18 protein-coding genes are annotated in these 19,047 nt (G+C 75.2%); 12 read left to right on the top strand and 6 right to left on the bottom strand.

The annotated features are described in order from the left end of the window. Nucleotides 1-16: 16 nt before the first annotated feature. The 9 genes from ACFP3R_RS13535 (at nt 17) to ACFP3R_RS13495 (ending at nt 9,176) form a co-directional block, all read left to right on the top strand. Nucleotides 17-457 (top strand): DoxX family protein, encoded by a 441-nt coding sequence (locus ACFP3R_RS13535; protein ID WP_380636044.1) that lies wholly within the window; start codon nt 17-19, stop codon nt 455-457. 85 nt (nt 458-542) lie between these two features. Beyond that, nucleotides 543-1,382 (top strand): SDR family oxidoreductase, encoded by an 840-nt coding sequence (locus ACFP3R_RS13530; RefSeq protein WP_380636042.1) that lies wholly within the window; start codon nt 543-545, stop codon nt 1,380-1,382. Between the two features lie 149 nt (nt 1,383-1,531). Next, nucleotides 1,532-1,960, top strand: coding sequence for a YciI family protein (locus ACFP3R_RS13525; RefSeq protein ID WP_380636040.1), 429 nt, complete (start codon nt 1,532-1,534; stop codon nt 1,958-1,960). 192 nt (nt 1,961-2,152) lie between these two features. After that, a complete protein-coding gene (locus tag ACFP3R_RS13520; RefSeq protein WP_380636039.1) occupies nt 2,153-3,397 on the top strand; it encodes an RNA polymerase sigma factor in 1,245 nt (414 codons plus the stop codon). Nucleotides 3,398-3,505: 108 nt separating this feature from the next. Next, nucleotides 3,506-4,387, top strand: coding sequence for an MFS transporter (locus ACFP3R_RS13515; protein WP_380636037.1), 882 nt, complete (start codon nt 3,506-3,508; stop codon nt 4,385-4,387). 155 nt (nt 4,388-4,542) lie between these two features. Continuing rightward, nucleotides 4,543-5,064: a hypothetical protein gene (locus ACFP3R_RS13510; protein WP_380636036.1), complete on the top strand. Its 522-nt coding sequence runs from the start codon at nt 4,543-4,545 to the stop codon at nt 5,062-5,064. A 66-nt stretch (nt 5,065-5,130) separates the two neighbouring features. Beyond that, nucleotides 5,131-6,429: a PepSY-associated TM helix domain-containing protein gene (locus ACFP3R_RS13505; RefSeq protein WP_380636034.1), complete on the top strand. Its 1,299-nt coding sequence runs from the start codon at nt 5,131-5,133 to the stop codon at nt 6,427-6,429. Between the two features lie 200 nt (nt 6,430-6,629). After that, nucleotides 6,630-7,403 carry an MFS transporter gene (locus tag ACFP3R_RS13500; RefSeq protein ID WP_380636032.1) on the top strand — a complete coding sequence of 258 codons (774 nt, stop codon included), beginning with the start codon at nt 6,630-6,632 and terminating at the stop codon, nt 7,401-7,403. Nucleotides 7,404-7,529: 126 nt separating this feature from the next. Further along, the gene (locus ACFP3R_RS13495; RefSeq protein ID WP_380636030.1) at nt 7,530-9,176 is read left to right on the top strand and encodes a hypothetical protein; all 1,647 of its coding nucleotides are present in this window, start codon (nt 7,530-7,532) and stop codon (nt 9,174-9,176) included. Nucleotides 9,177-9,188: 12 nt separating this feature from the next. Here the strand turns inward: ACFP3R_RS13495 and ACFP3R_RS13490 are convergent, their stop codons facing one another. Then, on the bottom strand, nt 9,189-10,832 hold the full coding sequence (locus ACFP3R_RS13490; protein ID WP_380636028.1) for a hypothetical protein: 1,644 nt from the start codon (nt 10,830-10,832) through the stop codon (nt 9,189-9,191). Between the two features lie 293 nt (nt 10,833-11,125). On the opposite strand from ACFP3R_RS13490, the gene ACFP3R_RS13485 reads away from it, so the two are divergent. After that, nucleotides 11,126-12,301, top strand: a complete 1,176-nt coding sequence (locus ACFP3R_RS13485; protein WP_380636027.1) for an alginate lyase family protein — start codon at nt 11,126-11,128, stop codon at nt 12,299-12,301. Here the strand turns inward: ACFP3R_RS13485 and ACFP3R_RS13480 are convergent. Beyond that, nucleotides 12,298-13,590 (bottom strand): isocitrate lyase/phosphoenolpyruvate mutase family protein, encoded by a 1,293-nt coding sequence (locus ACFP3R_RS13480; RefSeq protein ID WP_380636025.1) that lies wholly within the window; start codon nt 13,588-13,590, stop codon nt 12,298-12,300. The genes ACFP3R_RS13485 and ACFP3R_RS13480 overlap by 4 nt on opposite strands. 56 nt (nt 13,591-13,646) lie before the next feature. Here ACFP3R_RS13480 and ACFP3R_RS13475 point away from each other — a divergent pair, with 56 nt between their 5' ends. Then, complete coding sequence (locus ACFP3R_RS13475; RefSeq protein WP_380636024.1) at nt 13,647-14,324, top strand: ArsR/SmtB family transcription factor; 678 nt, start codon at nt 13,647-13,649, stop codon at nt 14,322-14,324. A gap of 101 nt (nt 14,325-14,425) precedes the next feature. Here the strand turns inward: ACFP3R_RS13475 and ACFP3R_RS13470 are convergent, their stop codons facing one another. From ACFP3R_RS13470 to ACFP3R_RS13460, 3 genes are read right to left on the bottom strand one after another with little or no spacing between them, the layout of a single operon-like run. Then, nucleotides 14,426-15,406: a hypothetical protein gene (locus ACFP3R_RS13470; protein ID WP_380636022.1), complete on the bottom strand. Its 981-nt coding sequence runs from the start codon at nt 15,404-15,406 to the stop codon at nt 14,426-14,428. Between the two features lie 43 nt (nt 15,407-15,449). After that, a complete protein-coding gene (locus tag ACFP3R_RS13465) occupies nt 15,450-16,184 on the bottom strand; it encodes a PP2C family protein-serine/threonine phosphatase (protein WP_380636020.1) in 735 nt (244 codons plus the stop codon). 56 nt (nt 16,185-16,240) lie between these two features. Then, nucleotides 16,241-17,281, bottom strand: coding sequence for an ROK family transcriptional regulator (locus ACFP3R_RS13460; protein ID WP_380636018.1), 1,041 nt, complete (start codon nt 17,279-17,281; stop codon nt 16,241-16,243). Between the two features lie 87 nt (nt 17,282-17,368). Here ACFP3R_RS13460 and ACFP3R_RS13455 point away from each other — a divergent pair, with 87 nt between their 5' ends. Further along, a complete protein-coding gene (locus tag ACFP3R_RS13455; RefSeq protein WP_380636017.1) occupies nt 17,369-17,830 on the top strand; it encodes a heme-degrading domain-containing protein in 462 nt (153 codons plus the stop codon). 123 nt (nt 17,831-17,953) lie between these two features. On the opposite strand, the gene ACFP3R_RS13450 is transcribed toward ACFP3R_RS13455, so the two are convergent. Beyond that, entirely contained in the window at nt 17,954-18,994 is a 1,041-nt protein-coding gene (locus ACFP3R_RS13450) for a serine hydrolase domain-containing protein (protein ID WP_380636144.1), read from the bottom strand. Nucleotides 18,995-19,047 lie beyond the last annotated feature (53 nt).

Raw genomic sequence — 19,047 nt, 5'->3', positions numbered from 1 at the left:
GAAGAGGGGACCGGACATGACCACCACCGACACCGCCGCCACCACCGCTCGTGACGCTCACGCCGCTCGTGACGCCAGGCGCAACGACGTCGCCCTGGGCGCGTTCCGGATCGTCGTGTCGTTCCTGTTCGGCTTCCACGGCCTGATGGGCCTGGGCTTCTTCGGCGGCGTCGACGGCCAGGGCACCGCCGTCCCCTTCGGCTCGTGGCCGGGCTGGTACGGCAGCGTCATCGAGCTGGCCGGGGCCGTCCTGGTGCTGCTGGGCGTGGCCGCCCGGCCGGCCGCGTTCGTGCTGTCCGGCGTGATGGCCTACGCGTACTTCACCGTGCACCAGCCGGAAGCGCTGCTCCCCATCCACAACGCGGGCGAGTTGGCCGCCGTCTACAGCTGGGTGTTCCTCCTGCTGGCCGTCCTCGGCCCGGGTGCCTTCACCCTCCGCCGCGCGTTCCGCCGCTAGGCCCCGCTCCCCCTCGGTGGCGCACCCCACCCGGGTGCGCCACCGACGCGTGTTCGAAGCGCCCCGACCTGGGCACCCTGCGGTCATGGCCGAAACCGTCATTGAGCACCCCGGGTTGACCGACGACGTCCGACCCACCCCCGACCACGGTGAGACGACCTACCGGGGCACCGGCAGGCTCACCGGCAAACGAGCCGTGATCACCGGCGGCGACTCCGGCATCGGCCGGGCCGTCGCCCTCGCGTTCGCCCGCGAAGGCGCGGACGTGCTCATCTCCTACCTGCCCGCGGAGGAGAAGGACGCCCGCGACACCGCGCGGCTCGTCGAGGAGGCCGGCCGCAAGGCCGTGACCGTCCCCGGCGACCTCGTCGAGGAGTCCCAGTGCGCGGCCGTGGTGGCCCGCGCGGTGGAGGAGTTCGGCGGCATCGACGTCCTGGTCAGCAACGCCGCCCACCAGATGGCCCAGGAGAACGGCCTGCTCGACATCACCAGCGAGCAGTTCGACCGGGTGGTCAAGACCAACATCTACGCCATGTTCTGGCTGTGCAAGGCCGCCGTGCCGCACATGGGCGAGGGCTCGTCGATCATCACCACCTCGTCCATCCAGGCGTTCCAGCCCTCGCCGCAGCTGCTCGACTACGCCACCACCAAGGCGGCGATCGTCAACTTCACCAAGGGCCTGGCGCAGAACCTGGCCGACCGGAAGATCCGGGTGAACTCGGTCGCGCCCGGTCCGGTGTGGACGCCGCTCATCCCGGCCACCATGCCGCCCGAGGCGGTGGAGAGCTTCGGCGAGGACACCCCGCTGGGGCGGCCCGGCCAGCCCGCCGAGCTGGCCCCGCTGTACGTGTTCCTGGCGTCCTCGGAGTCGAGCTACATCACCGGCGAGGTCGTGGGCGTGACCGGCGGCAAACCGCTCAGCTGAGCGGTTGACGGGATAGTCGCAGGTCAGGGGCTCGTGGAAAAAACTTCGAGAAAAATCCCCGGAGGTGTCGATCCGCCGTTCGGTTCGTTCGTCGCGTTGTCAGAGGCCAAGATGTAGCCCGGCTGGACGAACCGAACGGAGATCAGGCGATGCGTTTCATGGTGATCGTGAAGGCGAACGCGGACAGCGAGGCCGGCGTGATGCCGACCGAGGCGGAGCTGCTGGAGATGGGCGCCTTCAACGAGGAGCTGGTCAAGGCGGGCGTGCTGCTGGCCGGCGAGGGGCTGCACCCCAGCTCCCGGGGCGCCCGGGTGTACTTCTCCGGCGATCAGCGCACCGTGGTGGACGGTCCGTTCACCGAGACCAAGGAGCTGATCGCGGGCTTCTGGCTGCTGGAGCTGAAGTCGCTGGAGGAAGCCGTCGAGTGGGTGAAGCGGGTGCCGAACCCGACCGGTGCGGAGTCGCAGATCGAGATCCGCCAGGTCTTCGCCTCGGAGGACTTCGAGAACGCGCCGCAGGAGCTGATCGACCGCGAGAACGAGCTGCGGGCCGAGTCCGACGCGCGCGCGAAGGGCTGAGGGCGGGGCCCGGGGTGACCTCGGGGCGCCGGGTTCACCACCCGGGTCGAGCCGGGCCCGCGCCGGGTCGGCCGGTCCGCCGCCGGGTCGGCCGGTCCGCCGCCGGATGGCCTGGCCCGCCCCGGGTCACCGGCCCACCTCACCCCACCCCGCCTTGCCCACGCGCGTCGGTAGCTGATCTGATCCCGGGTCGTGACGGCTACCGACGCGCGCCGCGCCGTTGAGGCGGTGTGGCGCATGGAGTCCGCCCGCCTCATCGCCGGTCTGGCCAGGATGGTGCGGGACGTGGGCCTGGCCGAGGAGCTGGCCCAGGACGCGCTGGTCAGCGCCCTGGAGCAGTGGCCGGAAACCGGCGTGCCGCGCAACCCGGGCGCGTGGCTGATGACCGCCGCCAAGAACCGGGGCATCGACGTCATCCGCCGCGCCCAGAACTACCGGCGCAAGCTGGAGGAGGTCGGGCGCGACACGGAGCACGACCACGCGCCGGACGCGAGCGCGGGCGTCGGCGACATCGACGACGACCTGCTGCGCCTGGTGTTCACCGCCTGCCACCCCGTGCTGTCCACCGAGGCCCAGGTGGCGCTGACGCTGCGGATGCTGGGCGGGCTGACCACCGCCGAGATCGCCCGCGCGTTCCTGGTGCCCGAGGCGACCGTGGCGCAGCGGATCGTGCGCGCGAAGAAGGCGCTGACCAAGGCGGGCGTCCCGTTCGAGGTCCCGGCCGAGGACGAGCGGGACGCCCGCCTGGCGTCCGTGCTCGGCGTGGTCTACCTGATCTTCAACGAGGGCTACTCGGCCACCGCGGGCGACGACTGGATGCGCCCCGGTCTGTGCGAGGACGCGTTGCGGCTGGGTCGGGTGCTGGCCGGCCTGGCGCCGCGCGAGCCCGAGGTGCACGGGCTGGTCGCGCTGATGGAGGTCCAGGCGTCCCGGGCCAAGGCCCGCGTGGGGCCGAACGGCGAGCCCGTGCTGCTGCTGGAGCAGAACCGGGCCCGGTGGGACCAGCTGCTGATCCGGCGCGGGCTGACCGCGCTGGAGCGGGCGTGGTCGGCGCCCGGCCCGCCCGGTCCGTACACCCTCCAGGCGGCCATCGCCGCGTGCCACGCGCGGGCGCGCGTGCCGGAGGACACCGACTGGACCCGGATCGCGGGCCTGTACGAGGCGCTGGCGCTGGTCACGCCGTCGCCGGTGGTGGCGTTGAACCACGCGGTGGCGATCGGCATGGCGTTCGGCCCGGCGGTGGGCCTGGAGCTGGTGGACGAGCTGGTGGCGGAGCCCGCGTTGAAGGACTACCACCTGCTGCCGAGCGTGCGCGGCGACCTGCTGGTCAAGCTGGGCCGGACCGCCGAGGCGCGGGTGGAGTTCGAGCGGGCCGCGGGCCTGACCCGCAACGGGCGCGAGCGCAAGCTCCTGCTCGACCGCGCCGCCGCCTGCTGAGGGTCCCGGCCCGGACACCGTCCTGCCCCGGGCACCCTCCCCACCCGCGGGCAAAACGGTGTTCTCCCTCGTCCCGACCTTCTGGCAGGGTGGGGAGGGGGGATTCGCATGACGCAGGAGAGGCTGGGCAGGCAGCGCGAGTTCGTCCGCTTCTGGACCGCGGACACCGTGTCGCCGGCCGGCACCCACGTGACCACGCTCGCGCTCAAGGCGGTGGCCGTGCTGACGCTCGGCGCGTCGGCCACCGCCGCGGGCCTGCTGGAGTCGGCCCGCTGGCTGCCCTACCTGCTGTTCGGTCTGGTCGCGGGCGTCCTGGTGGACCGCCGGCGGCGGTTGCCGCTGCTCGTCGCGACCGACTTCGCCCGCGCCGCGGTGCTCGTGCTGATCCCAGTGCCGGCGTTCACCGGCGCGCTCACCGTCCCGCTGCTGGCCGCGGTCGTGGTGGTGTTCGGCACGCTGTCGCTGTTCCACGACGCGGCGCACCAGTCGTTCCTGCCCCGCCTCGTGCCCGCCGCGCAGCTCACCGACGCCAACGCGCGGCTGGAGCAGACCCGCTCGGCGGCCCAGGGCGTCGGCCCGCTGGTGGGCGGCGCGCTGGTGGGCGGCGCGCTGGTGGGCGGCGCGCTGGTGAAGTTCGTCGGCGGGCCGGCGGCGTTCCTCGTCGACGCCCTCTCCTACCTCGTCTCCGCCCTGGTGCTGGCCCGGTTGAGGACCGTCGAGCCCGAACCCGTGCCGGCACGGCGCGACCTGCGCGGCGAGATCCGCGACGGGATGCGCTGGGTCTACCGCCACCGCGTGCTGCGCCCGCTGGCGCTCGCCACGCACGCCTGGTTCTTCTGCTCCGCCATGGTCGGCGCGGTCTACACGGTGTTCGTGCTGGACACCCTGGCGTTCGACGCGTTCGCGTTCGGCGTGACGTTCGCGGTGGGCGGGGTCGTGGCGCAGGCCGTGGCGATCACCTGCTCGCCCGTGCGCGGCGCCTGGCTGTAGCGCACGGCTGTAGCGCACGGGCGTGACGCCCGGCCGTAGCGCCCGGCCGTGACGCACGACCGTCCGGCGCGGTGGGCCCCGGCAGCCAGGCGGCCCGGGTCCCCCGTCTCAACAGCACTTCTTCAACACCCCCTCCGCCGCTACGCTGCTGGGTTGTGGCACCAGCACCGACCCGCGGAGCCGCGCGCGCCCTGCGCTGCGGCGCGGTCGGGCTGTCCACCGGACTGCTGGCGGTCCTCGCCCACGCGGGCGGCGGCGGTCACCTGCCGTCGTTACCGCACCTGCTGGTGTTCGCGCTCGCCATCGGCTGGACCTGCCTCCCGCTGACCGACCGCCAACTGGGCTTCGGCGAGCTGCTGTCCCTGGTCGGCGTGGTGCAGGTGGCCGCGCACGTCTTCCTGGTCGTGCTGTCCCGCCGGCCGCGCGAGCTGGTGCCCGCGCCCGCGATGCTGCTGGGCCACGCCCTGGCCACGGCGATCGTGGTCGTCGCCCTCGCGGGCTTCGAACAGGCCGTGTTCCGGCTGGCCGCGGCCGTGGCGGCGGTCCTGCCGCGCAGGCTGAGCCCGCCGCTCGCGGTCGCGCCGCTGCGCATCCCCATCGCCGCCCACCCGCCGCAGCCGCTGGCGGAGGTGCTGCGCCGCCGCACGGTGCCGCGCCGCGGCCCGCCCCTCTCCTAGGTACCCCTCTCCCCACACCACCGCCCCTGCCCGAGCGGTGGCGTCTCCCGTACCCAGGAGTCCCCCATGATCGAGTCCTGGCGCGGCCTCGTGCTGCGCTTCCACTTCTACGCGGGCGTGCTGGTGGGCCCGTTCGTGCTGATCGCCGCCCTGACCGGCGTGCTGTACGCCGCCACCCCGCAGCTGGAGTCCTGGATCTACAAGGACCACCTGCGCGTGCCCGCGTCCGAGCAGACCCTGCCGCTGTCCGAGCAGGTGAAGGCCGCGCAGACCGCCCTGCCCGACCACGACTGGGTCGCGGTGCGGCCCGCGCCCGAGCCGGGCGCCACCACGCGCGTGCTGTTCGCGAGCGACGGCGACGCGCGGCCCACCGTGTTCGTCGACCCCGGCACCGGGACCGTGGTCGGCACCCTCGACACCTACGGCACCAGCGGCGTCCTGCCGCTGCGCACCACGATCGACACCATCCACCGCAACCTGATGCTCGGCGAACCCGGTCGGCTCTACAGCGAACTGGCCGCGTCCTGGCTGTGGGTGGTCGCGCTGGGCGGCGTGTTCCTGTGGTTCAGCCGCCGCCGCGCGCAGCGCCTCAAGCCCACGACCCGGCGGCACGCCGTGCTCGGCCTGTGGGTGCTGGTCGGCGCGCTGTTCCTGTCCGCGACCGGTCTGACCTGGTCCACCTACGCCGGGGAGAACGTCGCCGACCTGCGCAAGGCGCTGAACTGGAGCACACCGGCGCTGGGCGGCAACGACGACCACTCCGGCCACGACATGAGCGACCCCATCCCGGTGTTCCCCGGCGAGGTGGACTCCATCCTGGAGACCGCCCGGACCAGCGGCGGCATCGACGCGGGCGACATCGAGATCACCGTGCCGCCGATGGCCGGGATGTCCTGGCAGGTCACCGAGATCGGCCGGGGCTGGCCCACGCAGGTCGACGCGGTGGCCATCACCGGCGGCTCGGTCTCGGAGGAGGTGCGGTTCAGCGACTACCCGGTGGCCGCGAAGCTGGCCAGGTGGGGCATCGACGCGCACATGGGCGTCCTGTTCGGCTGGCCCAACCAGCTGCTGCTGCTCGCGCTCGGGCTCGGCCTGGTGACGCTGGTCGTGCTCGGGTACCGGGTGTGGTGGCTGCGCCGGCCGACGCGCGGGTTCGGCAAGCCCGTGGCGCGCGGGCGGTGGCGGAAGGTGCCGCCGGCGCAGCTGGCGGTGGTGGGCGTGGTGGCCGCGGTGGTCGGCTGGTTCATCCCGCTGTTCGGGCTGTCGCTGCTGGCGTTCCTGGCCGTGGACGTGCTGCTGGGCTCGAAGGACAAGAAGACCGACGAGCCGCGGCCGGAGCCCGCGCCGGAGTCCGAACCGGTGTGAGCCGGCCTGCACCGGTGTGAGCCGGTCTGCACTGGTCTGAGCCGGTCTGCACTGGTCTGAGCCGGTCCGAACCGGACTGCGCGGGCTTGCGCGGGCCTGAAATCCCGGCGACGGCCGGGCCGGTGGCGGTTAGGTTGGGCGTCGTGCCGTTCCTTTGACGCCCCCTACCGCCCCGGGCCCGGCCGCTGGCCCGCCTCGTGGTGGGCTGGGCGGCACCGGCCCACACCATCCCGCTGTTCCCGCTGTACGCGCTGCTGTTCACCCACACCGGGCTGTCGGACGTGCGGATCTCGGCGCTGTTCGCGATCTGGTCCACCGTCGCGGTGCTCGCCGAGGTGCCGCTGGGCGCGTTCGCCGACCGGTTCTCCCGCCGGTGGTCGGTGGTCGCGTCCGGCGGGTGCCAGGCCGCCGGCTACGCGCTGTGGACGGCGCTGCCCGGCTTCCCCGGCTTCGCGGCCGGCTTCGTGCTCTGGGGCGTGGGCGGCGCGCTGTCGTCGGGCGCCCTGGAGGCCCTCCTCCACGACGGTCTGGTGGCGGTCGGCGAGGGTCCGGCGTTCGGCCGGGTACTGGCCCGCGTCAACGCGGTCGCCCTGATCTCCACCAGGCTCCCCGAGACGCCCCGACCCCAGCCGGAGAGCTACCTGGCCGTGCTGAGGTCGGGCCTGACCGAGACGGTCCGCACCCCCGGCGTCGGACCGGTGGTGCTGGGCGCGGCGGGGCTGGTCGGGCACCCGGCGGGGCTGGCGGCGGTGGCCCTGTTCTACGGGGCGCACCAGTTGGTGCTGGTGTCGGCGGAGGCGCGGTTGCAGGAGCGGATCACCGGTGACGCGCGGGCCACGGTGACGTCGGTGGCGGGGTTGGGCAGCGAGGTGCTGTCGATGGCCGTGTACGGGGCGTGGATCGCGGGCGGGGTGAGCGGTGTGGCGCTGCTGGTGCTGGTGCCGGCCCTGTTCCTGTCGCGGTTGCGGCGGTAGGCGGGTGCGGGAGGGCGGCTCCGCGCGGCGGGAACCGTTGTCAGCAGGCTGGTACCGTCGTCCCGCGCCCCGTTCGTCGAGAGGGGCGCGGGACAGTGGATCGGCCGTGGTGGGGCGGGGCTGCACGTGAGTGCTGGTCGGCAGGGCACGTGGAACGCCGCGCGGCGCGTGCTCGCGGTCGTCCGCAACCCCACCTCGCTGGACCGCCTCCTGTCGCTGGTCGACGTCCTCGAACTCGACCTCCTCGAACCCGACGGCTTCACCGAGATCCGGTTCACCGTCGACGCCGGCTCCGCCTTCGACCGCGGCCTCGTCGACCACCTGGAACGGCTCGGCGGGGCCGTGCTCCCGTGGGAAGAGGCGTGCCGCACGCCCTGGGACCTGGTGCTGGCCGCGCACGTGACCCCGGAGCTGGGGCGCCTGCCGGGTCCGGTGGTCGTCGTGCCGCACGGCGCCGGCTACCGGCGGCTCCAGCCCGGCGGCACCGCGCCCGCCGGGCTCACCCGCGACCAGCTCGTGCGCGGGGGCCGCCTGATCCCCTCGGTGATCGGCCTGTCCCACCAGGAGCAGCTGCGCACCCTGCTGGCGAACGTGCCGGAGGCGCGGGACCACGCCGTCGTGATCGGAGACCCCGTGGTGGACCAGCTGCGCGCGAGCGGGGACCTGCGCCACCGCTACCGCCGGCGGTTGGGCGTCGAGCCGCACCAGCGGCTGGTGGTGATCAGCTCGACGTGGGGCGAGCACTCCACCCTGGGGGTCGCCCCGGACCTGCCGCACCGGCTGCTCTCGCAGCTGCCCGCCGACACCCACCGGGTCGCGCTCGTGCGTCATTGGAACGTCGAGCAGGCCCACAGTTCTTTCGAGGTCGACCTCGTCCTGCGCCGGGCGCGGGAGGGCGGGTTGATCACCGTGCCGCCGGACCGGGGCTGGCAGGCCGCCCTCGTCGCGGCGGACCTCGTCATCGGCGACCACGGTTCGGTGACCCTCTACGGCGCCGCGCTGGACAAGCCGGTGCTGCTGGTCTCGGACGGGGGTCCGGAGGTCGAGCAGGGGTCCGCCGACGCACGGCTGTGGGCGGCGGTCGAGCGCGTGGCCGCCGGGGACGACCTCAGGGGCCGGGTCGAGCGGGCCCACCGGCGCCCGCTGGGCGAGTTCACGGACCGGGTCCTGGGCGCCCCGGGCCAGTCGGCGCGCCTGCTCAACGACGTGGTCCGCGGGGTGCTGGAGCTGCCGCCCGCACCTCCGCCGCGGCTGCGCCCGCTCCCGGAGCCGACCCGGTTCGAGACGCCGGCCGTCGGCAGCCACTGGTGCGCCGCGAAGGTCGCGCCGGGGGGTGGGGGGGTGGAGCTGGAGCGGTTCCCCGTCGTCGCGGGGTGTCCGCCCCCGGTCGCCGCGCAGGACCCGTTCCTGGTGGTCGACGTCCAGTGGGAGGTCGACGAGGTGCGCCGGTCCAACGCCGAGGTGATCGTGGACTCCGAGCCCCGGCCGGCCGAGCAGGAGGCCCGGACGTGGCTGCTCGACGCCCTCGACCGGTACCCCGGCGCGGCGGTCGCGGCGGCCCGGCTGGACTCGGGGTGCCTGCTGGCCCTCCGCGACCGGACGGTGGTCGGGCTCGACGGCGACGACCCCGCCATCGCGGCTGCCGCCTTCCACGCCTGGTCGATCGCCGGGCACCCCGGGGACGTGCCCCGGTTCGAGGTGGTGCTCGGCACGGCGGCCGTCGAGTTCACCGCGCGCCGTCGTCGACCGGTGAGCGTGTTCCCCCGTTTCTGAGCAACCGGCCCGTCACCCCGGCCGGCCCTCGGCGCGCAGCAGCTCCGCCGTTTCCGTCAGCAGCGCGTGGGCGCGCTCGTAGCCGGACATCGCCGCAGCCGCGCGGTCCAGTTCGACCCGCGCCCGCACGAGGTCGCCCGCCTCGACGTGCAGGCGCGCCAACTGGTGGCGGAGCTGGACCTCGGCCTGCGGGTTGTCGGCCCGACGTGCCGAGTCGACGCCGAGTTCGTGCAGCTCCACCCACTCGTCGTGGTGCTCGTGGTGGAGGTGGGACGCCCACAGCGCCTCGCAGGTGCGCCACACCTCGTCGTGCAGGGCCGACGCGTGGGCCTGCCGCACCGCGGACCGCAGGTTGTCCCGCTCCGCCTCGAACCACGCCAGGGCCGAGGGGCGGTCGGGCAGCCGGTCCGGGTCGTGCCGGGCCACCCGCCACCGGGCCGGGCCCAGCACCGCGTGGTCGGCGGCGGACGCGCCGAGCCGGTACCACCGGACGGTGCGGCGCTCGACCTCGGCCCGCGCCGCGGCGGTGTCCTCGCGCTCCGCGCGACCCCGGGCGTGCAGGTGGACCAGGTCGTGGAAGCGGTAGCGGTCGGGCGCGAACTCCTCCAGCAGGTTCGCCCGGCACAGCGCCCGGAGCGAGTCCTCCACCCCCGCGTCGGCGGTGGCGGCCGCGGCGAGGTCGCGACCGAACTCCGGGCCGGGGTGGAGGCCGAGCACGCGGTAGGCGAGGCGGGCGGGGGCGGGCAGGGCCTCGTAGGTCGCGTCGAACAGCTGCCGCACGGGGTCCTCACCGTCCACGGCGAACCCGTCCAACCGCGTCCGCTCGTCGGCGAGGTCCCGCACGAGGTGGGACACCGGCCAGTGGGGGCGTTCCGCCAACCGGGCCGCGACCGCGCGCAGCGCGATGGGCAGGCCGGCGCAGAGCCGCACGAGGTCGCGCGCCGAGTCCGGGTCCGCCTCCACCCGGCCGTCCGGCACCGCGCTCCCGAGGAGTGCCGCGCCCAGCGCCGGTGGCAGCGGGCCCAGCGCGACCGTCCGGGCGCCGTCCACGGCCAGGCCACCGAGGCGGAACCTGCTGGTCACCAGCACCACGCTGCCCGGTGAGGCGGGCACGACGGCGCGCACCTGCGCGGGCGCGTCGACGCCGTCGAGCAGCACGAGCGTGCTCGCCCGCGAGGTCAGGTGGCGGAACAGGGCCACCCGCCCCGGCAGGTCGGGGGGCACGTCCGGGGCGCCGAGCGCCGACAGGAACGACGCGAGCACCTCGGTGACCGCGACGCCCCCGGTGTGCCGGTGGGCGGCGAGATCGGCGTACAACAGGCCACCGGCGAACCGGTCCGCGTTGCGGCGGGCCCAGTCCAGCGCGCAGGCCGTCTTGCCGACCCCGGGCAGGCCGGTGAGCACGGCGATCACGGGGGTCGGGCCGGGAGCGGTGATCAGGTCGAGGCGGTCGGTGTCCTCCGGCCGCGCCACGAAGGGGTGCGCCACCAGAGGCACCTGGCAGGGCGTCGCGGCCGGTACCGCCGTCGCGGGGGGCACGCCGTAGACGACCTCCGCCTGGATGACGCTCCCGCCGACCTGGCCGGACACGTGGTTCGTCCCGGGGTCCCGCTCGATCCGGCGGTGCGCGCCGTCGCCTGTCGTCCCCGGGATCATCCTCTGGTCCCCGTTGCCGGTCCCGCCGGTACACCCGCCGGTTCGACCGGTCCTCACCCGGAGCCGGACGGCACCGGGGCCGCCGGTGCCGGCGACCACGGAAGACTAGCGCCGCACCGGCCGACGACCGGTTGTCGTGCTCCTCGGCGGGGCTCGGCGGTCGTGGTGCCCGCCCCACCGGTCCCGGTCGGTCCCGGGTGGGAGCGCGACCGGCCGGAACCGGGAGGAAACCCCACTTCACCAGCATGAACAGCCGTTGACGCCTGTGGTCTGGACCACCCAGACTCCGGGTCATGCGCCGGAGATCCCTGCTTCCCGCCATCACCCTGTTGGCCGCCACCCTGACCGTCACGACGCCCGCCCCGTCGTCGGCCGCCCCCGCCGTCTTCACCCACCCCGGGGTGCTGGTCGGCACGTCCCAGCTGGACTTCGTCCGCGACAAGGTCACCACCAACCAGCAACCGTGGCGCGCCGCCTTCGACCAGATGATCGCGCACCCGTTCGCCTCCCTGTCCCGCGTCCCGAAGCCCCGCGCCGTGGTCGAGTGCGGGTCCTACTCGAACCCCAACCACGGCTGCACGGACGAGCGCGAGGACGCGCTGGCCGCGTACACGCTGTCGCTCGCCTGGTACATCACCCGGGACAACCGGTACGCGACCAAGGCGATCGAGATCATGGACGCCTGGTCGGCCACCATCCGCGACCACACCAACAGCAACGCGCCGCTCCAGACCGCGTGGGCCGGCTCGTCGTGGCCCCGCGCCGCCGAGATCATCAAGCACGTGCACCGGAACTGGCCGAACTCGGGCCGGTTCGCGACCATGCTCCGCGACGTCTACCTGCCGGAGATCGTCAACGGCCGCAAGAACACCAACGGCAACTGGGAACTGTCCATGATGGAGGCTTCCCTCGGCATCGCGGTGTTCCTGGAGGACCGCGCCGCCTACGACCAGGCGGTCTCGATCTTCCGCACCCGCATCGCCGCCTACGTCTACCTCACCGCGGACGGCCCGCTGCCCCGGACCGTGCCCGGCAGCGGCATCGACACCCGCGACGAGATCATCTCCCACTGGCACGGCCAGAGCACCTTCGTCGACGGCCTGTCCCAGGAGACCTGCCGCGACTTCACGCACACCGGCTACGGCCTGGCCGCCGCCGCGCACGTCGCGGAGACCGCGCGCCTCCAGGGCCAGGACCTGTGGGGCGAGGTGCGCGAGCGCCTGCGCCACGCGTACGGCCTGCACAGCCGCTACCAGCTCGGCGCGGAGCCGGTGCCGTCCTGGCTGTGCGGCGGGTCGTACAAGCAGGCGCTGGGGCCGACCACCGAGGTCGCGTTCACCGCGCTCAGCACCCGCCTGGGCATCCCGATGACCAACACCCAGCGCCTGACCGAGCGGCAGCGCCCGGCGGGCACCGACAAGCTGTTCATCGCCTGGGAGACCCTGACCCACGCGTCGAACCCCCGCTAACCCCCCACCAACCCCCGCACCTCCGCGTACCCCGGCACGTCGTCCGGACCGCGCCCGCCGTCCCGCACGGCCAGCGCGGTCCGGACCGCCGCGCCCAGCGCCGCCCGGAACGGCAAAGACCCGGTGCTCACCCGCCGCACCCCCAGCTCCCGCAGCCGGCCCACGTCCCCCTCGGCCAGCACGTTCACCGGCACCGGCACCGCCGCCACCAGCTCCGCGATCCCCCGCTCGTCCCGCAGCCCCGGCGCGAACACCCCGTCCGCGCCCGCGTCGACGTACCGCCGGGCCCGGTCCACCGTGCTGCCCCGGTCCACGCCCAGCCAGTGCGCGTCGACCCGGGCGTTGACGAACAGGCCGGGCGCCGCCTCCTTGAACGCCCGCACCACCGCCGCGTGCCCGGCCGGGTCGGCGAGCCGGTCGCCCCGCCCGTCCTCCACGTTCACCCCGGCCACGCCCAGCCCGTGCAGCTCGGCGGCCAGCCCGCGCACGTCGCCGCCGAACCCGGCCTCCACGTCCACGCTGACCGGCACGGGCAGCCGCACCAGCAGCCGGGCCAGCGCGAGCGTCTCCTCCCGCGCCACCCCGGCCGCGTCGGGCAGGCCGTGCGCCGCCGCCACGCCGAGGCTCGTCGTGCCCACGGCCGGGAACCCCGCCCGCGCGAACGCCGCCGCCGACGCGAAGTCCCAGGCGTTGGGCAGCACCAAGAGGCCGTCGTGCAGCCGGTGGAACAGCCGCGCGCCCTCCACCAGCGCCACCGCGTGCTCCCGCCCGGGGCAGGCGTGCCGGCCGGCCCCGAACTCCGCGCCGGCCAGGTCCACCTCGACCACCTCGCCACCGGGCGCGACCCGCCGCGTCACCGGCACCGGCGGCACGGCGCCCGCGATCGCCGCCCGGGTGGCCCCGCACGCCTGCACCAGCAGCCCGATCCGGTTGGCCGTCTCCTCGTCCCACACCCCGCCGAACGCCGCGACCAGCCGCGCGACCGCCTCGTCCGCCCCCGGCTCCACGGGCACGTGGGGCTGGTGGCAGCGCGCGACCGCCGCCACGTCCCCGGTCACCGCGCGCGGCACGCCCAGCGCCTCGGCCAGCACCGCCACCGGGTCGCCGGGCCGCCGCAGGACCGCCGGGTCGACCCCGGCGAGCACGCGCGTGGCGATCGCGCGCCGCCGCTCGTGGTCGGGGCCCTCGCTGAACCGCGCGACCCGCGACCTCAGCCAGGCGACCCCCGACCCGCTCGCGGGCACGGGCGGCACGGTCCAGGACGCGTCCAGCAGCACTCGGGGATCCACGCCGCCACCGTAGGGCCGGGTCGCTTCGGCGGGCGCCGAACCGTCCACCCGCCACAATGGCGGCCGTGGCAGCCGACGACCTCGCGGACCTGGCCGGCCTGCTGGCCGACCGCAGCCGCGCGCGGTTCCTGCTCGCCCTGATGGACGGCCGGGCGTGGACGGCGGGCGAGCTGGCCCGCGTGGCGGGGGTGGCGGCGTCGACCGCGAGCGAGCACCTGACCCGCCTGGTGGACGGCGGCCTGCTGGTCGAGCGCAGGCAGGGCAGGCACCGCTACGTCCAGCTGGCGGGGCCCGACCAGGCCCGGCTGGTGGAGGACCTGCTGTCCTACCTCGGTCCGGCGGCATCCGGGGGCGGCCTGCGCGCGGTCGCCGCCGACGAGGCCCTGCGGCGGGGCCGCACCTGCTACGACCACCTGGCGGGCCGGCTGGGGGTCGCCCTCACCGACGCCATGACCGGGCGCGGCCTGCTCGACGAGGGGTGCGCGGTCACCGGGGAGGGGTGGGTGTGGTTCGCCGGGCTGGGGTTCGGGCCCGGCGGGCGCCGCGCGGCGAGCAGGGCGTGCCTGGACTGGACCGAGCGCCGCTCCCACCTGGCCGGGGCGGCGGGGGCGCACCTGTGCGCCCACCTGCACGAGCGGGGGTGGGTGCGCCGGGTGGGCGGCGGTCGCGCGGTGCGGCTCACGCCGAGCGGTGAGCGGGGCCTGCACGACCTGCTGGGGCCGGCCGCGACCTGACGCCGGGTTGCCCGCCACCTCGGCGCGGTCCCGACCTCAGCGCCCGACCCCGGCACCCGACCCCGGCACCCGACCCCGGCGCCCAACCCCGGCGCCCGACCTCAGCGCGCCCCGGCCGCCAACCTCCGGGCCTTCTCGAACGCCGCGTGGTGGTCCCCGAAGTACCCCCAGGGCCACCGGGCCGGCCGCTCCCCCGCCTCCGCCACGTGCCGCGCCAACCGGTCCACGTCCTCCGGCCTGAGCCCGGCCACGTCCGCCACCGAGTTGTAGTAGGCGGCGAACACCTGGTTGGCCCGGATCCACCTCGCGTGCGCCCGCTCCGCCCCACCGGCCGCCGACAACCGGTCCGACGCCGCGGCCACCTCGGCCCGCACCACCCGGCGACCCGGGTAGTCCATGGCCCGCCACCGCCGGATCGCGCCGGGCGCGCTGCTGTCGTGCAGGTGCACCTCGATGTGCGCGGCGGGCACCAGCGCCAGCAGCGGGTGCCCGTTCGGCAGGTCGGCCACCCGCACGCGCGCGAAGTCGAGCATCTGCTCGTGGCTGCCGTACCACTTGGCGGCCAGCCCCTGGAGCCTGCGCTCGTGCGCCGACACCAGGTCGGGCACGCGCGCCACGACCCCGGCGAAGACCTCGCCGCCCTCGCCCTCCCGCTCGGGCGCGCCCAGCGCGCAGCTCATCAGGGCGCTCCACGGCGCCGCGTCGGCGGGCGCGGCCGCGGCGGCGCGGGTCAGCGCGTCCCGGGCCCGACCGGAGAGGTCGAGGAACCGCTCGACCCGCGCGTCACCGGTCTGCCCGGCGTAGAGCGCGCCCCTGGCCCACCACGCCGCGGCGTTCAGGGCGCTGCCGAGCAGCAGCAGGCGGTCGGGCTCGTCCTCCGCCGCCACGTCCAGGTCGACCAGCACCTCCTGCCCGGCCTGACCCAGCACCTCCACGCGCAGGTCGCGCAGGTCGGGCGGGGCCTCGCGGGCGAGGAGGGCGAGGGCGGGCGCGATGTCGCCGACGACCAGGGCGCGGGCGGCGCGCTCCAGGTCCGGGTCGCGCCACGCCAGGTCGACGTGCGGGGGCAGGTCGGCTTGCACGGGTCTCAGGCTCCCGGGGTCAGCGGGCCGGTCAGCGGGCCGGTCACCGCGGCACCCACGAGGCGTCCGCGGGCACCACGTCCACCAGCAGGCACGTGATGTTGTCCGGACCGCCGCGCTCGTTGGCCGCCGCGATGAGGGCGCGCACGGTCTCGTCGCCGTCCGGGTCGGTGGTCAGCAGCGCGGCGATCTCGGGCGCGGCGACCACGTCGGACAGGCCGTCCGAGCAGAGCAGGTAGCGGTCGCCCGGCTGGACCTCGTGGAAGAACAGGTCGGGGTCGTGCGCGCTGCCCGCCTGGAGCGCCCGCATGAGCATGGACCGGCCGGGGTGCTCGTCGGCCTGCTCGGCGGACATGCGCCCGTCGTCCACCAGCGCCTGGACCATGGTGTGGTCGCGGGTCACCTGGGTCAGCCCGCCGTCGCGGACGAGGTAGCAGCGCGAGTCGCCGATGTGCCCGACCGCGAACCGCTCGCCGTCCCACAGCAGCGCGGTGAGCGTGGTGCCCATGCCGCGCATGTCGAAGTTCTCCTCGGCCAGGTCGGTCAGCCGGATGGCGATCTGCCGCGCCGCCTCGGCCAGCGCGGCGAGCGGGTCGTCGGCCTCGGGGTCCAGCTCGGCCAGCACCCCGACCGCGATCGAGCTGGCCACTTCGCCGTACGCGTGACCCCCCATCCCATCGGCCACGGCGAACAGGCGCTCGCTGTAGTACACCGAGTCCTCGTTCGCTTCACGGCGCAGGCCGGGGTCGGTGCCGACGGCGTACCGGAGCGCATACATGCCGGATAGTGAATCACCCGCCCGAGTGCCCGTGAGCAGGGCATCTCCAAAAAGGTTCAGCGGGGCCGGCCGTAGAACTCGCTCAGCACGAGCATGGCGGCCCCCGCGGCGACCACGTCGTCACCCAGGGGGGTGATCGACACCTCCACGGGCAGCCATTCGTCCTTCGGCAGCCGGGCGCGGACCCCCTCCAGGTAGGCGGCGGGCTCGGCGAGGACCGCGCGGCCGGCGAGCACCACGTGGTCGATGTCGAGCAGCTGCACCAGGTCGGCCACGGCGACGCCGACGACCGAGGTCGCCCCGACCAGGTCGCCGCGGGCGGCGGCGAGGTTGTGCAGCGCCTCGACGCACCCGGTGCGCCCGCACACGCACGGCGGCCCGTCCAGCCGGAGCGTGGTGTGCCCGTACTCGCCCGCGTTGGTGCGCACGCCCCGGTGCACGCGCCCGTCGAGCAGCATCCCGACGCCCAGGCCGGTGCCGACGAGCACGAGCACCGCGTCCCGCAGCTCCTCGCCGCGCCGCCACGCCTCCGCGACCACCGCGGTGTTGGTGTCCTTGTCGAGCACGACCGGCAGGCCCAGCCGCTCCTCGGCCCACGAGCGCAGCGGCACGTCGTGCCACCCGCTCAGGCCGGTGGGGTCGTGCACCACGCCGGTGCGGTGGTCGAGCGGCCCGACGAACCCGATGCCCACGCCGAGGAGCCGGTCGCTGCGCAGCCCGTCGACCAGGCGGGTCAGCTCGGCCACGAACGTGGGCGGGTCGAAGTCGCGGGGCAGCGGGGCGACCGCGCGGTCCAGCACGGTGCCCGCCAGGTCGGTGAGCACCACGCGCAGCTCGTCCCGCTCGACCTGGGCGCCCAGCGCCAGCCTGCTGTCGGCGACCAGCTCCAGCAGCGTGCGCGGCTTGCCGACGCCGACGTTGCGGGTGCCGGACTCGACCAGCAGGCCGTCGGCGATGAGCCGGCCGACGACCTTGGACACCGCCTGCGGGGTCAGGCCGCTGCGCTGGGCCAGCTCGACCCTGGTGACCGCGCCGGAGCGGGCCAGGCCCAGCACCACCGCGTCGTTGTATCCCCGCAGGAAGCGCAAGTTGGGCACCCGGCCATTCTGGCACGCCTGGCCGTTATTACACGGTGTTGCTTTAATGGGGCCGGTGACCCTCGGAACCCGACAGGTGGTGGTGCCGTGAGCCTGCTGGACGAGCTGGCCGAGCAGGAGGCCCGGCTGGTGTTCACGTCGTTCGACAACGACGTGGCCCTGGCCCTGGGCGCCTTCCTGCTGGACGCCGCCCGCGCGGCCGGGCTGCCCGTGACGATCTCGGTGCGGCGCGCCGGCCAGCGCCTGTTCCACGCGGCCCTGCCGGGCACCTCGGTGGACAACGACGAGTGGATCGACCGCAAGTCGCGCGTGGTCGACCGCTACGGGCAGAGCTCCTACCGGGTCGGCGAGGGCTTCCGGGCCAGGGGCCGGACGTTCGAGGAGGACTCGCGCCTGGACCCCGACCGCTACGCCGCGCACGGCGGCGTGTTCCCGGTGACCGTGGCCGGCGTCGGCGTGGTCGGCACGGTCGGCGTGTCCGGCCTGCCGCAGGCCGAGGACCACGCGTTCGTGGTGGGTCGGCTGGAGGAGTTCCTGGCCGCCCGGTGATCTTCGGCGGTGGCCGGCCGCCCCGGCCGCCGCCCTCCCGACCGCGCCCAACCCCCCAGTGGGCCGGTCGGGTGCGAGGGGCTCCCCCACCCCCGGGGAGCCCTTCGCACCGAACCGCTCAGCTCAGCAGAACACCTCGGTCAGCAGCTCCTCCGCCCCGTTGACCGGACCCCCGTCCGGGGACGAGGTCACCGAGGCGGTCAGCCGCGTCGCGGTGTCGGGGGTGCTCGCCACCAGGGTGCTGTAGCCGGGGATGCCGCCGCCGTGGCCCCACGTGGTCACGCCGCACGGCAGCTCGGTGGCCTCGATGCCCAGGCCGTAGCCCTGCACGGTGGTCAGCATCTCCCGCTGCTGGGCGGGCCGCAGCAGGCGGCCGTCCAACAGCGCGTCGACGAACCGGCCCAGGTCCTCGGTCGTCGAGATCATCTCGCCGGCCGCCCAGGCGACGGACGGGTTCAGCTCGGTAATGTCCACGACCTCGCCGCGCACCCGCGCGTAGCCGTGGGCGTGCGGGCCGGGGATGCCGACCCGCGTGCCCGGCACGGACGTGTCGCGCAGGCCGAGCGGGCGCAGGACCCGCTGCTCGACCGCGTGCCCGTAGGGCTTGCCGGTGATCTTCTCGACCAGCAGCCCGACCACGACGTAGTTGGTGTTGGAGTAGTTCCAGCCGGTGCCCGGCCGGAAGTCGAGCGGCCGTGCCGTGGACAGGGCGACCAGCTCGGCCGGCGTCCACGTCCTGTACCGGATGGGATCGAAGTCCTCCGGGTCCAGCGGCAGCGCGTCCGTGTAGTTGTAGAGCCCGCTGGTGTGCTGGAGCAGGTGCCGCACGGTGATCCGGTCGCCGTCCGGCAGCAGGCCCGGCAGGTAGCGGGACACGGGCGCGTCCAGCTCCACCCGGCCCTCGCCGACCAGTTGCAGCACCACCGTCGAGACGAACGTCTTGGTGACGCTGCCGACCCGGAACCGGCCGTCGGTCGGCACCGGGCGCGGCGAGCCGACCCGGGCCGTGCCCGCCCGCGCGGTGAACCCCCGCCGCCCGTCGACGACCCGGACCTGGACCCCCTGCGCCCCGGTCGCCGCCATCTCGTCCAGCGCCCCCCGCACCACCTCGCGGTCGATCCGGTCGCCGCCCGGGGCGGCCACCGCCGTCCCGCCCGCACCCATGACCGCCAACCCCACCGCGGCGGCCAGGGCGATACCCCTCTTGACCTTCAACG

Origin of the sequence: Saccharothrix lopnurensis, from assembly GCF_042658445.1 — a bacterium.
In the GTDB taxonomy this organism is placed as follows: domain Bacteria; phylum Actinomycetota; class Actinomycetes; order Mycobacteriales; family Pseudonocardiaceae; genus Actinosynnema; species Actinosynnema lopnurensis.
This window is presented reverse-complemented; position numbering and strand designations above follow the sequence as displayed.

Bases quoted from the DNA above. Each gene is read 5' to 3' on its own strand.
- ACFP3R_RS13525 (WP_380636040.1), top strand. From the start codon at position 1,532: ATGCGTTTCATGGTGATCGTGAAGGCGAACGCGGACAGCGAGGCCGGC.
- ACFP3R_RS13490 (WP_380636028.1), bottom strand. From the start codon at position 10,832: ATGATCCCGGGGACGACAGGCGACGGCGCGCACCGCCGGATCGAGCGG.
- ACFP3R_RS13505 (WP_380636034.1), top strand. From the start codon at position 5,131: ATGATCGAGTCCTGGCGCGGCCTCGTGCTGCGCTTCCACTTCTACGCG.
- ACFP3R_RS13530 (WP_380636042.1), top strand. From the start codon at position 543: ATGGCCGAAACCGTCATTGAGCACCCCGGGTTGACCGACGACGTCCGA.
- ACFP3R_RS13450 (WP_380636144.1), bottom strand. From the start codon at position 18,994: ATGGGTGCGGGCGGGACGGCGGTGGCCGCCCCGGGCGGCGACCGGATC.
- ACFP3R_RS13515 (WP_380636037.1), top strand. From the start codon at position 3,506: ATGACGCAGGAGAGGCTGGGCAGGCAGCGCGAGTTCGTCCGCTTCTGG.
- ACFP3R_RS13475 (WP_380636024.1), top strand. From the start codon at position 13,647: ATGGCGGCCGTGGCAGCCGACGACCTCGCGGACCTGGCCGGCCTGCTG.
- ACFP3R_RS13465 (WP_380636020.1), bottom strand. From the start codon at position 16,184: ATGTATGCGCTCCGGTACGCCGTCGGCACCGACCCCGGCCTGCGCCGT.
- ACFP3R_RS13535 (WP_380636044.1), top strand. From the start codon at position 17: ATGACCACCACCGACACCGCCGCCACCACCGCTCGTGACGCTCACGCC.
- ACFP3R_RS13485 (WP_380636027.1), top strand. From the start codon at position 11,126: ATGCGCCGGAGATCCCTGCTTCCCGCCATCACCCTGTTGGCCGCCACC.